Raw genomic sequence first — 15486 nt, forward strand, 5'->3', positions numbered from 1 at the left:
CCACGTGAACGACGATCCCAACGCGCTCGCACGGGTCTGGGTCGACGTGGTTGCAGAACTCACGAGTGATGACCCCGAAAGTAATCTTCCGGCTTTGAGCAGCAAGCAGAAGGCATTTGTCCGTCTGGTGAGGCCTCTCACACTTGCTCAGGGTTTTGCACTCCTCTCGGTTCCATCGCCATTTGCTCAAGAGACGATCGAGCGCGATCTACGCGAGCCGATCCTGCAGGCACTCGGACGCCACCTCGGCGGCCAGGTCGAGGGACTCGGTGTCCGCATCGCACTCGAAGACGATGCCGACGCACCCGCCGAACCGGTCGAGGAGCGCACGGGCAGCCGTCAGTTCGAGTCGGTCAACTCATCGGGCGCATACCGTCGGCGCAGATTCACCGAAGGCGACGGCGAACCTTCGGACTCCGAGACTGCCGAGACCGAAGAAGTCGACGACGACCGCGAAGCACTCGCGAGCGTTCACGAATCGTGGCCGTCGTACTTCACGAAGCCGCCCGCTACTCCTTCTGCTTCGGGGTCCGGCGCCAACAGCCTCAACGCGAAGTACACCTTCGACACTTTTGTGATCGGATCGTCCAACCGATTCGCTCATGCCGCTGCCGTCGCGATCGCGGAGGCGCCGGCGCGTGCCTACAACCCCTTGTTCATCTGGGGAGCTTCGGGCCTGGGCAAGACGCACCTTCTTCACGCCGCCGGCCACTACGCACAGCGACTGTTCCCCGGCATGCGGGTCAAGTACGTCTCGACCGAAGAATTCACCAACGACTTCATCAACAGTCTTCGTGACGACCGCAAGGTCGCGTTCAAACGTCGATACCGGGAAACGGACGTCCTGCTGGTCGACGACATCCAGTTCATCGAAGGCAAGGAAGGTATCCAGGAGGAGTTCTTCCATACCTTCAACACCTTGCACAACGCGAACAAGCAGATCGTCGTCTCCTCGGACCGTCCGCCCAAACAGTTGGCAACCCTCGAGGAGCGTCTGCGGACGCGCTTCGAATGGGGCCTGATCACCGACGTTCAGCCGCCTGAGCTCGAGACGCGTATCGCGATTCTGAGCAAGAAGGCGAGGATGGATCGCCTCGAGGTCCCGCACGACGTCCTCGAGTTGATCGCCAGCCGTATCGAGCGCAACATTCGTGAACTCGAGGGCGCGTTGATCCGCGTCACCGCTTTTGCCTCGCTCAACCGCCAGCCGTTGGATCTGACGTTGGCCGAGGTGGTCCTGCGCGATCTGATGCCCGATTCGTCGAGCCTCGAGATCAACGCGGCGACGATCATGGCGGTGACGGCCGAATACTTCAACATGTCGATCGACGACCTGTGTGGGCCGGGTAAGGCCCGGCCACTCGCTCAGGCCCGCCAGATCTCGATGTATTTGTGCCGTGAGCTCACTGATTTGTCCTTGCCGAAGATCGGTCAGACGTTCGGCCGTGACCACACGACGGTCATGTACGCCGACAAGAAGATCCGTAAGGAAATGACGGAACGCCGCAAGGTGTACGACCAGGTTCAGGAGTTGACCGCAAGGATCAAGCAGCGCTCCAAGCGTTGACCTGCACTTATTTCGATCGATGCCGCTCGAGGCAGAGGTTCCCTCGAGCGGCATCGGTGTATTCGAAGGGTTCCACGTGCGGTCCCCTCGAGGGCGGTTGTCCACCTCGAGGGACGACACGCCGGAGTCAGACACGCCGATGAGAACAAACTCTTCGTTTCTTGTGAAAAGTATTCACATCTGTGGATAAGTGTGTTGATAACTCCGAAAGTCTGTGGAGTTCTCGAGGAGGAATCCGAAAACTTTCAGAGAGTGCACAGAGGGGGTCGATTGGTCCTCGAGTCTGTCCTCGAGAAGTGCACAGGCCCTCGAGGGGACCTACCAGCGTCGACAACCGTTGCTCCACAGATTGCACAGGACTTATTACTACTACTGAGAATTTCCTAGGAAAAGCTCTTTGAAAATAGTTCTGGGGACAACTCCTGTTGAGAACCTCGCCTCAGGCTGCGCTCGCCGCGGCTTCGGCTTTCCACTTGCGCCCTCGAGGGCATACGGTGGGCATCGCTCGGTCTGTGTCAGACTTCAAGTGAGCTGATGCAGATCCGCAGCAGACGAACATGCCTACCGAGAGGAATAACCCGGCGATGGAGCTTGGAAGCCTGAAGTTTCGCGTTTCCCGGGAAGAGTTCGCTGATTCAGTAGCGTGGGTTGCTCGTAGCCTGCCCTCGAGGCCGCCTGTGCCGGTTCTCGGCGGAGTTCTTCTCGACGCAACCGAAGCCGGCCTCACCGTTTCCGGGTTCGACTACGAGGTATCTGCGCAGGTCCGCGTCTCGGCAGATGTCACGACTGCAGGTCAGGCACTCGTCTCCGGACGCCTCCTCGCAGATATCACCAAGTCGCTTCCCAACAAGCCGGTCGATGTGACCCTCGAGGGCACTCGCGTGCTCATCTCGTGCGGAAGCGCCAAGTTCTCCCTGCCTACGATGCCGGTCGAGGACTACCCCCAGCTTCCGACGCTTCCGCAGCAGTCCGGGTCCATTCCCGTCGACCTGTTCTCCGAAGCCATCAGCCAGGTAGCTGTTGCAGCCGGCAAGGACGACACCCTTCCGATGCTCACGGGTATCCGTGTCGAGATCGAACAGAATTCGATCGTCCTCGCCGCTACCGACCGCTTCCGTCTCGCCGTACGTGAACTCGAGTGGACTCCGGCCAATCCCGACGTCCAGGCTGCTGTTCTCATCCCGGCCAAGACTTTGTCCGAGTCCGCGAAAACGCTTGCCGGCAATGCAAATTCGCCGGTCGAGTTGGCTCTCGGCTCCGGTACGACCATCGGAAACGACGGACTCCTCGGCATCGTCAACGACGGACGCCGCACCACGACGCGCCTCCTCGACGCCGAGTTCCCGAAGTTCCGTCAGTTGCTGCCTGCTCAGCACACCGCGATGGCAACGGTCGAGGTCACGCCACTCATCGAAGCCATCAAGCGTGTAGCACTCGTCGCCGAGCGTGGCGCACAGGTTCGCATGCAGTTCTCCGCTGACGGCCTGCTCCTCTCTGCGGGTGGCGACGACGCCGGCCGCGCGGAAGAGACGCTCAACGCGTCGTTCCAGGGCGAAGCACTCACCATTGCGTTCAACCCCGGTTACCTGATCGACGGGTTGAACTCGCTTCACAGCGAAAACGTTCTGTTCGGCTTCACCACTCCCAGCCGTCCGGCTGTTCTTCGCCCCGCGGCCGAGGAAGAGCCCACGGCAGACGAGTCCGGTAACTTCGCTGCGCCCTCGAGCGAGTACACGTACCTGCTGATGCCGGTTCGCCTTCCGGGCTGAGTGGAACCCCGCACTTCAGTTCGCGCCTGACCAGGGAGAACAGTATGAAGATCGGACTCGTAGGTCTCGGCAAGATGGGCTTCAACATGCGTGAGCGCTTGCGCGCGCATGGCCTCGAGGTGATCGGATACGACCCTCGACCGGAAGTCACCGACGTCGGGTCTCTTGCCGAACTCGCTGCTTCCCTCGAGGGACCTAGAGTCGTCTGGGTGATGGTTCCGGCCGGTGACATCACCCAGAGCACCATTGCCGAACTGGCGGATGCCCTCGAGGGCGGCGATCTGGTCATCGACGGTGGAAACTCTCGCTTCACCGACGACGCTGTCCATGCCGAGTTGTTGGGTGCCCGTGGGATCGGTTTCCTCGACTGCGGTGTCTCCGGTGGCATCTGGGGCCGTGAGAACGGCTACGGCCTGATGGTGGGCGGATCCGAGCCCGACGTCGAGAAGGCAATGCCGATCTTCGACGCCCTTCGCCCCGACGGTGAGGCTGCAGACGGCTTTGTCCACGCCGGTCCCGTCGGTGCTGGTCATTACGCGAAGATGGTGCACAACGGCATCGAATACGGCCTGATGCAGGCGTATGCCGAGGGGTACGAGCTCCTCGAGGCGGAAAGCCTGATCGCGGACGTTCCGGGCGTGCTCCGAGCTTGGTCGAAGGGAACCGTCGTACGTTCGTGGTTGCTCGATCTGCTTGTCGACGCCCTCGAGGAAGATCCGGAGCTTGCGCAGATCACGGGCTATACCGAGGATTCCGGCGAGGGCCGCTGGACGGTCGAGGAAGCCATCAAGCACGCTGTCCCCGCTCCCGTCATCTCCGCTGCTCTGTTCGCGAGATTTGCTTCACGACAGGATGATTCACCGGCCATGAAGGCGGTGTCGGCTTTGCGTAATCAGTTCGGTGGTCACGCGGTCAAGAGCGCTTCGCCCAAGAATTCGGCTTCTGGAAGCTAAGTGTTCGTTCGTAGATTTTCGCTGCGGGACTTCCGATCCTGGGATTCGCTGACGCTTGACCTCACGCCGGGAACAACCGTGTTCCTCGGTTCCAACGGGCACGGTAAAACCAATGTCCTCGAGTCGCTCGGGTATCTGTCGACGCTGTCGTCACATCGAGTGTCCGCGGATGCACCGATGATCCGCAGCGGTTCCGCCAGTGCCTTTGCCGGTGCAACGGTGGTCAACAATGGGCGCGAACTGACCATCGATGTCGAACTGATCGAGGGAAAGTCCAACCGCGCCAGGATAAATCAGTCTCCGACGCGTCGTCCGCGGGAAGTGCTGGGGATTCTGCAGTCGGTGATGTTCGCGCCGGAAGATCTGTCGTTGGTTCGCGGAGATCCTGGCGATCGTCGACGCTATCTCGACGAGTTGTTGACGTCCCGGATACCCCGAATGGCTGCTGTCCGTGCGGATTACGACAAAGTGCTGCGTCAGCGCTCAGCCCTACTCAAAACTGCTGGTGCGGCTTTGCGTCGCGGTTCTCGTGGTGGCGAGTCCGACAACGTCCTCTCCACCCTCGAGGTGTGGGACGGGCATCTGGCCGCTCACGGCGCACAATTGTTGGCCGGGCGCCTCGAGTTGGTCCATGATCTGGCGCCGCATCTGGCGGAGTCGTATCGTTCCATCGCACCCGAATCCCGGCCGGCGTCGATTCGATACAAGAGCAGCCTGGGTTCGTCGTTGGATCCCGAATTCACCGATCCTGCAAGGATTTCCGGTATCGACGACGTTGCGTACCTCGAGGAGAGATTCCACCTCGAGTTGGCGCAGATGAGGTCGAAGGAAATCGATCGCGGAGTGTGTCTGGTCGGTCCGCATCGGGACGATCTGGAGCTGATTCTCGGTGACAGCCCGGCGAAAGGCTTTGCAAGCCATGGTGAATCGTGGTCTTTTGCGCTTTCGCTGCGGCTGGCAGGTTTTGCCCTGTTGCGCGCCGACGGCAGCGACCCGGTCCTGATGCTCGACGATGTCTTCGCGGAATTGGACCGTCGTCGGCGTCGTGCGCTCGCCACCGTTGCCGCCACCGCAGAACAGGTACTGATCACAGCTGCTGTTCCCGAGGACGTACCGGACGAACTCGAGGCGGCCAAGTTCGGCGTCGAAGCCTCCGATACCGGAGACGGTCGGATATCCCGGATAGTGCCCGTAGGCTCGACAGATCAGGAGGTCGAGTTCGATGACTGAAGACAGCAGCGCGGCTCCGGAGCCCGAGCTCAAAGGGATCGATCTGGCGCGCCGTGCCCTCGAGGAGGCACGCGCGACGGCAAAGGCCAACGGCAAGGCCGTCGGGCAGGGGCGATCGTCGCCCAAATACGGAAGTGGCCGACCGCGTCGACGCAGCGGTTGGTCCGGCCCCGGCCCGGATGCGCGGGACCCTCAGCCGTTCGGCGCTCTCACCAGCGCTATCTCCAAATCGCGTGGGTGGTCCCCCAAGGTGTCCGAGGGCACGGTCCTCGGTCGGTGGCCGCAGGTCGTCGGAGAAGACATCTCCGCGCACGCCGAGCCGATCTCTCTGAAAGAAGGTGTTCTCAGCATCTCCGCCGAGTCGACGGCGTGGGCTACCCAGTTGCGCATGATGCAGTCCCAGATTCTGGCCAAGATCGCTGCTGCCGTCGGTGACGGCGTCGTGAAGACACTGCGGATCACCGGTCCGAGTGCGCCTAGCTGGCGCAAGGGAGAAAGGCATGTGAAAGGCCGCGGACCTCGCGATACGTACGGCTGAGGAAAACTCAACCAGGCCCTGGTTCTACCTATTACTTCGTGTTACAGTTAAAACTCGCTAGTGAGTGAACTGTGTCACAAGGCTGTCGCTCCCCACCGATCGGCAGGCATGAAGGAGTAGCTAGATGTCGCAGAAGATATCGACACCCGCTTCGTCGTTCGCCGAGCCGGATCACATCCTGTTGCAGGCTCGCAATGTCGAGTTCGACTGGTCCGATCTGCCCATGCACTGGATTCCGGGCGATCCGTTCAGCACACACGTTCTCAACGTGCTTCACCTTCTCCTCCCCGCCGGTGAGGAATGGTTTGTCGAGACTTTCAAGGAAGCTCTTCCTCTGATCGAGGACGAGAAACTCCGTGAGGACGTCGTCGGATTCATCGGCCAAGAGGCGATGCACTCCAACGCGCACTCGGGTGTCCTGGTCCATCTCAAGGAAAACGGCCTCGATCCGACGCCGTACACCCAGCAGATGGAGTGGGCATTCTCGAAACTGCTCGGACCGCGCCCGATGACGGGTCTGCGCGCCGAGAATCACCTGGTGGAGCGCTTGGCGATCATCGCGGCCATCGAACACATCACTGCTTTCCTCGGCGACTGGGTGCTCAACGCCAAGGGGCTGGACAAAGCCGGCATGCACCCGACCATGCTTGATCTCCTTCGCTGGCACGGCGCCGAAGAAGTCGAACACCGAGCCGTCGCGTACGACGTCATGCGCTACTTCGACAAGCGTGAGACCCGCCGGATCCGTACCCAGATCCTCGTCACGCCCGCAATCGTGTGGCTGTGGATTCGTGGAACCCGGTTCCTGATGCGCAACGATCCCGAACTTGCCGCTCAGGCCCCCAGCCGTCGACGACCCCACCTGTCCGATTTCATCGCGGCCGGAAAGCGTGGCACAGTTCCCACGTCGTTCGAGCTGGTCAAGCGGATGTCGACGTACTTCAGCAAGTCCTATCACCCCAGTAACGAGGGCTCGACCGCCCAGGCGGTGCAGTACCTGGCGTCGTCACCCGCAGCTCAGGCGGCTGCACGGTGATTTCACTCTCGAGGGTCAAGGACGTCATCTCCGGGCACGACGGGTTGCCGCGTTTTCCGGCGCCACCCGATTTGTCCGGAAAGAACCGTCCCGACCGTGCCATGCGCATCACGGAGTTATTGGCGGACAAGTACCTTCGGGTGTTGACGGCCTACGACTACAACCCCGAGATCGCGGGCCACAACCCCGACACGGCCATGAACATGGTGGTCAGCACACGTGAGGTGGTGGCGACTGACGAGAACGTCGTTCGCCTGCGCTTCGAATCCGCCGACGGCTCACCGATTCCGCCGTGGCATCCGGGTTCGCACCTGGACTTCCATCTACCTTCGGGTCTGCGGCGTCAGTATTCGCTGTGCGGCGACCCGGCCGATCGCACGGGATACAGCGTCGCGGTGCGCCGGATCCCCGACGGCGGTGGCGGTTCCATCGAGATGCACGCTCTCCAGCCCGGTGAGCACGTCACGGTACGCGGACCACGCAACGGCTTCCCGTTTGTCGGAGAAGGCAGCGCGTTGTTCGTCGCCGGCGGCATCGGTATCACGCCGATCATCGCAATGGTCCGTGCGGCAAGAGAATTGGGGATGGACTGGTACTTCGTGTACTCGGGCCGCTCTCGTGAATCCATGCCGTTCCTCGACGAGATCGCAACCTGGGAACCCGAGCGTGTCTTCGTGCGCCCGGACGACGAGTTCGGATTGCCCACCACCACAGACCTTCTCGGACGAGCGCCGGTCGGCGGCGCCGTGTACTGCTGTGGCCCGACGCCGATGCTCGATGCCGTCCGCCGCGGTTTCCGCGATACACCCTCCACCGCTTTGCATTTCGAGCGGTTCGGGGCTCCGCCGGTGATCGACGGCAAGGAATTCGAAGTGCAGCTTGTCAATTCGGGACAGGTGCTCACCGTGCCCGCCGACGAGTCCGCGCTCGACGTCATCAAGAAGACATTGCCCGGTGTCGGGTACTCGTGTCAGCAGGGTTTCTGCGGAACCTGTCGTGTGAAGGTGCTCGCGGGTAAACCCGATCACCGCGAAAGGCGTCTGACCGACACCGAACAGGAAACGGAGATGCTCATCTGCGTATCCCGTTCCGACGGTGGACGTCTCGTTCTCGATCTCTAGATATTTCCCGACTCCGAAGGGTTCGACAATGTCGAAGCACTCTCCTGTCCATGCCGTGACCGCGCGTCGCGTGACCAACGGTTCCGTCAGCCTGGCCGTGTTCGAGCAGGGCAAGGCGGACGGCGAGACCATCGTCCTGGTGCATGGTTGGCCCGACACCCATGAACTGTGGAACCGCATCGTGCCTTTGCTGGCAGACGACTTCCGCGTCGTCAGCTACGACAGCCGCGGGGCCGGTGAGAGCACAATCCCCTCGAGGGTGCAGGACTACCAACTGAGCGCACTGGCCGGCGATCTTTTTGCCGTCATCGACGCGGTCAGCCCGGGCAAGCCGGTGCACGTCCTCGCGCACGACTGGGGATCCGTCGAAACGTGGGAAGCGGTCTGCGAGCCGGGTGCCGAAGAGAAGATCGCGTCGTTCTCGTCCATCTCGGGCCCCAATCTCGATCATCTCGGCAAGTGGATCCGGGCGAGCGCGTCCAAGCGTCGTTTCCTCGGCCCGGCGGCGCAGGGAATTGCGTCGGCCTACACCGTTCTGTTCCAGATTCCCGGGCTGTGCACCCTTCCGTTGCGTCTGTGGTTCTCCAAGCACTGGCCGGCATTTCTGGGCTTCTTCGACGGTCTGGACCCCCGTGTGGTCAACACCGCGCCCACCATCGCCGACGACATGGTGAACGGACTCAAGCTTTATCGCGCTAACATCCGGCCGTCTCTCGGCAAGCCGCGGGATCGGTACACGGACGTGCCTGTTCAGCTCATTCTGAACAAGTACGACAAAGCCGTTCGTCCGGTGGGATACGAAGACACCGAAAAATGGGTCTCCGACCTGCAGCGACGTGAAATTGCCGCGGGACACTGGTCACCGTTTTCACATCCGGGCGAGGTTGCCGAACATGCGCGGGCATTTATCGCGAGCCTGAGAGAGCGTCGCTCGGAGAAGCAAAGTTCCTAGCATTTCACCTTCCGGGGATCGTAAAAATTCGTCTGCGGCGCAGCCAGGGGTGTCATTGGCCGCTTCTAGTCGGTGCTTACCAGTAAGATGGTCAACGGTAACTAGCGGCAACATTCTCGAACCCGCTCCGACGACACCCGCAAGGGCTTGCTGACGGCTGCGCTCGAGTATTGACGGAGAAGGAGAGCTACCCACCCGTGGCTGCCCAGAAGTCAGATACAAGCACTTCCAGCAAGGACTACAACGCGTCGTCCATCACCGTCCTCGAAGGACTCGAGGCGGTACGTAAGCGTCCAGGCATGTACATCGGTTCCACCGGTGAACGCGGCCTGCACCACCTCATTTGGGAGGTCGTCGACAACTCGGTCGACGAGGCGATGGCCGGACACGCCACCAAGGTCGAGGTCACCCTCCTCGAAGACGGCGGAATCCGCGTCATCGACGACGGCCGTGGCATCCCGGTCGGCATGCACGCCTCCGGAGTCCCCACCGTCGAGGTCGTGCTGACCCAGCTGCACGCCGGCGGCAAGTTCGACTCCGACTCCTACGCCGTCTCCGGTGGTCTGCACGGCGTCGGTATCTCGGTGGTCAACGCTCTTTCCACCCGGCTCGACGTCGACATCAAGGTCGACGGCTACCGGTGGCAGCAGACGTACACCGATTCCAAGCCGGGAGAGCTCGTACAGGGCGACCCGACGAAGGAGACCGGCACCACCGTCAGTTTCTGGGCGGATCCCGAGATCTTCGAGACCACCCGCTACAACTTCGAGACCGTTGCGCGTCGTCTGCAGGAAATGGCCTTCCTCAACAAGGGCCTGACCATCACGCTGACCGACGAGCGCGCCGAGGTCATCGACGACGAAGCTGCCGAGGTGGCCGAGGCTCCCAAGTCTGCTGCCGAAGAAGCCGAAGAAGCTGCTCAGGCAGCGCCGCGTAAGTCCAAGACCCGTATCTACCACTACCCCGGTGGACTCGAGGACTACGTCCGGCACATCAACAAGAGCAAGACCCCGATCCACAACTCGGTCGTCGGATTCACCGCCAAGGGCACCGGCCACGAGCTCGAGGTCGCAATGCAGTGGAACTCCGGATACTCGGAGTCCGTGCACACCTTCGCCAACACCATCAACACCCACGAGGGTGGTACCCACGAAGAGGGCTTCCGCGCCGCACTGACCGCAACGGTCAACAAGTACGCGCTCGAAAAGAAGCTGCTCAAGGACAAGGATCCCAAGCTCACCGGCGACGACATCCGTGAAGGACTCGCGGCCATCATCTCGGTGAAGGTCGGTGAACCCCAGTTCGAGGGTCAGACCAAGACCAAGCTCGGCAATACCGAGGTCAAGTCCTTCGTGCAGAAGGCGTGCAACGAGCACCTCGCGCACTGGTTCGAGGCGAACCCCGCCGACGCGAAAACCATTGTGAACAAGGCTGTTTCGTCGGCGCAGGCCCGCGTCGCCGCACGTAAGGCGCGTGAGCTGGTCCGTCGTAAGAGTGCGACCGACCTCGGTGGCCTGCCAGGCAAGCTCGCCGATTGCCGCTCCAACGATCCAGAGAAGTCCGAGATCTACATCGTGGAGGGCGACTCCGCAGGCGGCTCGGCCAAGTCCGGCCGAGACTCGATGTACCAGGCGATCCTCCCGCTCCGCGGAAAGATCATCAACGTCGAGAAGGCGCGTATCGATCGCGTCCTCAAGAACACCGAAGTCCAGTCGATCATCACCGCGTTCGGCACGGGCATCCACGACGAGTTCGACATCGCCAAGCTGCGCTATCACAAGATCGTGCTCATGGCCGACGCCGACGTCGACGGTCAGCACATCGCAACGCTGCTGCTCACGCTGCTGTTCCGCTTCATGCGGCCGCTCGTCGAGCACGGCAAGGTCTACCTTGCGCAGCCGCCGCTGTACAAGCTCAAGTGGCAGAAGGGTGCGCAGCCGGAATTCGCGTACTCCGACCGCGAACGCGACGCGATGGTCAAGGCCGGCCTCGAGTCCGGCAAGAAGATCAACAAGGACGACGGCATCCAGCGCTACAAAGGCCTCGGCGAGATGAACGCCAAGGAGCTGTGGGAAACCACGATGGACCCGACGGTGCGCGTTCTGCGTCTCGTCACGCTCGACGACGCGGCTGCTGCCGACGAGCTGTTCAGCGTGCTGATGGGCGAAGACGTCGAAGCACGACGCAGCTTCATCACCCGCAATGCCCGGGACGTTCGTTTCCTCGACGTGTAGGGCCTGCAGCCCTGTGCGCGGTTGAGGAGTCCCCGGACTCCCTTTCCGCGCACAGGGGCTTGCCCCCTCTTTTAAGAAAGTGAGCTCATGACCGACACCACGTTGCCACCGGACGGTCCACAACACGACCGGATCGAACCGGTCGACATCCAGCAGGAAATGCAGAACAGCTACATCGACTACGCCATGAGCGTCATCGTCGGTCGCGCTCTGCCGGATGTCCGCGACGGACTCAAGCCGGTGCACCGCCGCGTGCTCTACGCGATGTACGACAACGGATATCGCCCCGACCGCGGATACGTGAAGTCTGCCCGACCGGTCGCCGAGACCATGGGTAACTACCACCCCCACGGCGACTCCTCGATCTACGACACGTTGGTTCGTATGGCCCAGCCGTGGTCGCTGCGTTACCCGCTAGTCGACGGTCAGGGAAACTTCGGCTCCCGCGGCAACGACGGCGCAGCCGCCATGCGTTACACCGAGTGCAGGCTCACGCCGCTCGCGATGGAAATGCTGCGCGAAATCGACCACGAGACAGTCGATTTCACCCCGAACTACGACGGCAAGACGCAGGAACCGACGGTTCTGCCCAGCCGTATCCCGAACCTGCTGATCAACGGTTCCAACGGCATCGCCGTCGGTATGGCCACCAACATTCCGCCGCACAACCTGCGTGAAGTTGCCGAGGCCATCTACTGGGCGCTCGACAACTTCGAAGCGGACGAGGAAGCCACCCTCGCGGCCGTCATGGAGCGCATCAAGGGACCCGACTTCCCCACGCACGGGCTCATCGTCGGTGGACAGGGCATCCAGGACGCCTACACCACCGGCCGTGGCTCCGTTCGTATGCGCGGCGTCGTCGAGATCGAAGAAGATGCCAAGGGCCGCACCACAATCGTCATCACCGAGCTGCCCTACCAGGTCAACCCGGACAACCTGATCACCTCCATCGCGGAGCAGGTTCGTGACGCCAAGATCGGTGGCATCTCCGACATCCACGACGAGTCCTCGGACCGCGTCGGCATGCGCATCGTCGTCACCGTCAAGCGTGACGCCGTTGCCAAGGTCGTGCTGAACAACCTTTACAAGCACACCCAGCTGCAGACCAGCTTCGGCTGCAACATGCTCTCCATCGTCGACGGAGTGCCGCGCACTCTGCGCCTCGACCAGATGATCCGTCTGTACACGGCGCATCAGCTCGAGGTCATCGTTCGTCGTACCAGGTACCTGCTTCGCAAGGCACAGGAGCGCGCCCACATCCTGCGCGGTCTGGTCAAGGCCCTCGACGCTCTGGACGAGGTCATCGCCTTGATCCGTGCGTCGCAGACCGTCGACATCGCTCGCGCCGGATTGATGGAACTCCTCGACGTCGACGAGATCCAGGCCGACGCCATCCTCGGCATGCAGCTGCGTCGTCTGGCCGCCCTCGAGCGTCAGAAGATCGTCGACGAGTTGGCCGAGATCGAACTCGAAATCGCGGACCTCGAAGACATTCTGGCTCGCCCGGAGCGTCAGCGCGCGATCGTTCGTGACGAGCTCAAGGAAATCGTCGACAAGTACGGCGACGACCGTCGTACCCGCATCATCGCCGCCGACGGAGACGTCAACGACGAGGATCTGATCGCCCGCGAAGACGTCGTCGTCACGATCACCGAGACCGGTTACGCCAAGCGCACCAAGACCGACCTGTACCGCTCGCAGAAGCGCGGCGGCAAGGGTGTTCAGGGTGCCGGCCTCAAGCAGGACGACATCGTCTCGCACTTCTTCGTCACGTCGACGCACGACTGGCTGCTGTTCTTCACCACGAAGGGCCGCGTCTACCGCGCCAAGGCTTACGAGTTGCCCGAGGCGAGCCGTACAGCTCGCGGTCAGCACGTTGCCAACCTGCTGGCATTCCAGCCGGACGAGCGCATCCAGTCCGTCATCCAGATCAAGACGTACGAAGACGCGCCCTACCTGGTGCTCGCCACTCGCAACGGTCTGGTCAAGAAGTCCAAGCTCACCGACTTCGACTCCAACCGCAGCGGTGGCATCGTCGCCATCAACCTGCGCGGTGAAGACGAACTGGTCGGCGCTGTCCTCTGCTCCGCCGAAGACGACCTCCTTCTCGTCTCGGCACAGGGCCAGTCGATCCGCTTCTCGGCCACCGACGAGGCACTGCGTCCGATGGGCCGCGCCACTTCCGGTGTCCAGGGCATGCGTTTCAACGGTGACGACGAGCTGCTCTCGCTCAACGTCGTTCGTGAAGGAACATTCCTCCTGGTCGCCACGTCGGGCGGTTACTCCAAGCGAACCGGCATGGAGGACTACCCGGTGCAGGGTCGCGGCGGCAAGGGCGTGCTCACGATTCAGTACGACAAGAAACGTGGCACTCTGGTCGGTGCGCTCATCGTCGACGACGACGACGAGCTGTACGCGATCACCTCGGGCGGCGGCGTCATCAGGACGGCTGCCAAGCAGGTTCGTAAGGCGGGACGCCAGACCAAGGGCGTGCGTCTGATGAACCTCGGCGAAGGCGACACACTGCTCGCGATTGCGCGCAACGCCGACGAGCCCGAAGAGCTCGCTGCAGAGACCACCGACAACGCAGACAATGCCGATGGAGCTAAGGAGTCCTAGTGAGCACTCCCAACCAGCCGGGCAGTGACCAGAAGAGCGAAAGCACTTCAGGTTCGACGCCACCGAAGCCGGAGCAGGCAACTGCTCCGGCGGGGCCGCAGACCTCGAAACCTGCAGCTCCAGCGGACGGCGGACCCAAAGCTTCCGAGGCAGCTCCGGCGCCCAAGGCACCGGAGCCGCCTCGCGGCCCGTCGGCTCAGAAGCCGGCGGGTGGGGCTTCCGACGCCGCGGGTGCGGCCAAGGGTCAAGCTCCTTCCGCTCCTTCAGTGGCTCCGGCTGCGCCGGTAACTCCGGCAAAGGGTGACGGTCAGGCTCCGCCGCAACCGGTTGCCAATCAGGCTCGTGGCAGCCAGGCGCCGCCGTGGCAACGCGGACCCCAGCCGTCGGGTCAGCCGCAGGGGCAGCCAGCTCAGAACCCGGCTGCTCAGAACCCGGCGTCCAAAGCCCCGGCGTCGAAGACTCAGCCACCGCAGAATCAGGCGCCGCAAAGTCAGCCGCAGACCAACATCACGCGCCCAGCCGGCGCTGGTGCTCCTGCGGGTCGACCGGCAGCTCCTGCCGGGGGTAAGCCGCCTGCGGGTCCGCAGCGTCCTGCAGCGGCCGGCCCGGCGCAGGGTGGTCCGGTGCAGGGTGGTCCGGCCAAAAACCCCGCGCAGGGTGGTGCGCCGAAGGGACAGCCGCAATCGGGTCGTCCCGCTGCCGGTGCACCGACGGGTCGTCCTGCCGGCAACCCGTCGGCACGTCCCGTCGTGACAGGAACAGCAGCGGCTGCAGCTACCGGTGGTATCGCCGGTGCGGCAGCAGCCAAGGCTGTTACACCCTCGGGCGCAAATCCCAAGGCTGCAAATGCCACAGTCGCCAATCCCACGGTCGCAAATCCGAAAGCAAAAGCCGCAGCGATCGACGGGCCCACCCGGCACATCGATCGCAAGGATCTGCCGAAGGACATGCCTGACCTCTCCGAGGCCAAGCATCCGTTGCCTGCTGCGGTGAAGGGTGAGAAAACTCACGCCGTATCGGCTTCGGTCGTGGACGGTGCGCCACTGCGCGCAACGGTCCAGATCCGTCGTATCGACCCGTGGTCCACGCTCAAGATCACATCCGTGATCTCGGTGTCGCTGTTCTTCGTGTGGATGGTGGCCGTCGGACTGCTCTACGTCGTTCTCGACGGCATGGGCGTCTGGGATCGCCTGAACAACGCGTTCACCGACATCGTTGCCGATGGCGGCTCGGACGGTCTGGTGACGGCCGGCCAGGTGTTCGGCTACGCCGCGCTGATCGGCATCGCGAACATGGTGCTTTTCACGGCACTCGTCACGATCGGATCGTTCATCTACAACCTCTGCAGCGACCTGGTTGGCGGCGTAGAGGTAACTCTCGCCGACCGCGACTGACCTGCGAAAACATTGCTCCGCCGGGCCCGTTTTGGTGTCAGCGGCCCGGTGGGGTAATCTTTGGAATCGGTTC

Annotated in this window: 11 protein-coding genes; all 11 read left to right on the forward strand. The window is 62.6% G+C overall.

All coding sequences use genetic code 11. From position 1 onward, the window contains the following. The first annotated feature begins 4 nt into the window (after positions 1 to 4). Positions 5 to 1567, forward strand: a complete 1563-nt coding sequence (gene dnaA, locus BH682_RS00005) for a chromosomal replication initiator protein DnaA (RefSeq protein ID WP_075835083.1) — start codon at positions 5 to 7, stop codon at positions 1565 to 1567. 584 nt (positions 1568 to 2151) lie between these two features. Beyond that, positions 2152 to 3336 (forward strand): DNA polymerase III subunit beta, encoded by a 1185-nt coding sequence (gene dnaN / locus BH682_RS00010; protein WP_007729165.1) that lies wholly within the window; start codon positions 2152 to 2154, stop codon positions 3334 to 3336. A 44-nt stretch (positions 3337 to 3380) separates the two neighbouring features. Then, positions 3381 to 4289 (forward strand): phosphogluconate dehydrogenase (NAD(+)-dependent, decarboxylating), encoded by a 909-nt coding sequence (gene gnd, locus BH682_RS00015; RefSeq protein ID WP_075831694.1) that lies wholly within the window; start codon positions 3381 to 3383, stop codon positions 4287 to 4289. Then, positions 4290 to 5519, forward strand: a complete 1230-nt coding sequence (recF, locus tag BH682_RS00020; RefSeq protein WP_030536718.1) for a DNA replication/repair protein RecF — start codon at positions 4290 to 4292, stop codon at positions 5517 to 5519. Next, positions 5512 to 6057, forward strand: a complete 546-nt coding sequence (locus tag BH682_RS00025) for a DUF721 family protein (RefSeq protein ID WP_003942471.1) — start codon at positions 5512 to 5514, stop codon at positions 6055 to 6057. The genes recF and BH682_RS00025 overlap by 8 nt, the downstream gene beginning before the upstream one ends. Positions 6058 to 6181: 124 nt before the next feature. Further along, positions 6182 to 7093, forward strand: a complete 912-nt coding sequence (locus tag BH682_RS00030) for a metal-dependent hydrolase (protein ID WP_007729174.1) — start codon at positions 6182 to 6184, stop codon at positions 7091 to 7093. After that, entirely contained in the window at positions 7093 to 8214 is a 1122-nt protein-coding gene (locus BH682_RS00035; RefSeq protein ID WP_030536717.1) for a PDR/VanB family oxidoreductase, read from the forward strand. Before BH682_RS00030 ends, BH682_RS00035 begins: the two co-directional genes overlap by 1 nt. A 28-nt stretch (positions 8215 to 8242) precedes the next feature. Next, positions 8243 to 9166: an alpha/beta fold hydrolase gene (locus BH682_RS00040; RefSeq protein ID WP_007729179.1), complete on the forward strand. Its 924-nt coding sequence runs from the start codon at positions 8243 to 8245 to the stop codon at positions 9164 to 9166. Between the two features lie 197 nt (positions 9167 to 9363). Next, positions 9364 to 11400, forward strand: a complete 2037-nt coding sequence (gene gyrB / locus BH682_RS00045) for a DNA topoisomerase (ATP-hydrolyzing) subunit B (RefSeq protein WP_003942515.1) — start codon at positions 9364 to 9366, stop codon at positions 11398 to 11400. Between the two features lie 87 nt (positions 11401 to 11487). Beyond that, positions 11488 to 14019: a DNA gyrase subunit A gene (gene gyrA / locus BH682_RS00050; protein ID WP_047272672.1), complete on the forward strand. Its 2532-nt coding sequence runs from the start codon at positions 11488 to 11490 to the stop codon at positions 14017 to 14019. Next, the gene (locus BH682_RS00055) at positions 14019 to 15413 is read left to right on the forward strand and encodes a DUF3566 domain-containing protein (RefSeq protein WP_075831696.1); all 1395 of its coding nucleotides are present in this window, start codon (positions 14019 to 14021) and stop codon (positions 15411 to 15413) included. The genes gyrA and BH682_RS00055 overlap by 1 nt, the downstream gene beginning before the upstream one ends. Positions 15414 to 15486: the final 73 nt, after the last annotated feature.

The sequence above is a fragment of the Rhodococcus sp. YL-1 genome (genome assembly GCF_001942025.1).
In the GTDB taxonomy this organism is placed as follows: Bacteria; Actinomycetota; Actinomycetes; order Mycobacteriales; family Mycobacteriaceae; genus Rhodococcus_F; species Rhodococcus_F qingshengii.

Bases quoted from the DNA above. Each gene is read 5' to 3' on its own strand.
- dnaN (WP_007729165.1), top strand. From the start codon at position 2,152: ATGGAGCTTGGAAGCCTGAAGTTTCGCGTTTCCCGGGAAGAGTTCGCT.
- gnd (WP_075831694.1), top strand. From the start codon at position 3,381: ATGAAGATCGGACTCGTAGGTCTCGGCAAGATGGGCTTCAACATGCGT.
- BH682_RS00025 (WP_003942471.1), top strand. From the start codon at position 5,512: ATGACTGAAGACAGCAGCGCGGCTCCGGAGCCCGAGCTCAAAGGGATC.
- BH682_RS00030 (WP_007729174.1), top strand. From the start codon at position 6,182: ATGTCGCAGAAGATATCGACACCCGCTTCGTCGTTCGCCGAGCCGGAT.
- BH682_RS00040 (WP_007729179.1), top strand. From the start codon at position 8,243: ATGTCGAAGCACTCTCCTGTCCATGCCGTGACCGCGCGTCGCGTGACC.
- gyrA (WP_047272672.1), top strand. From the start codon at position 11,488: ATGACCGACACCACGTTGCCACCGGACGGTCCACAACACGACCGGATC.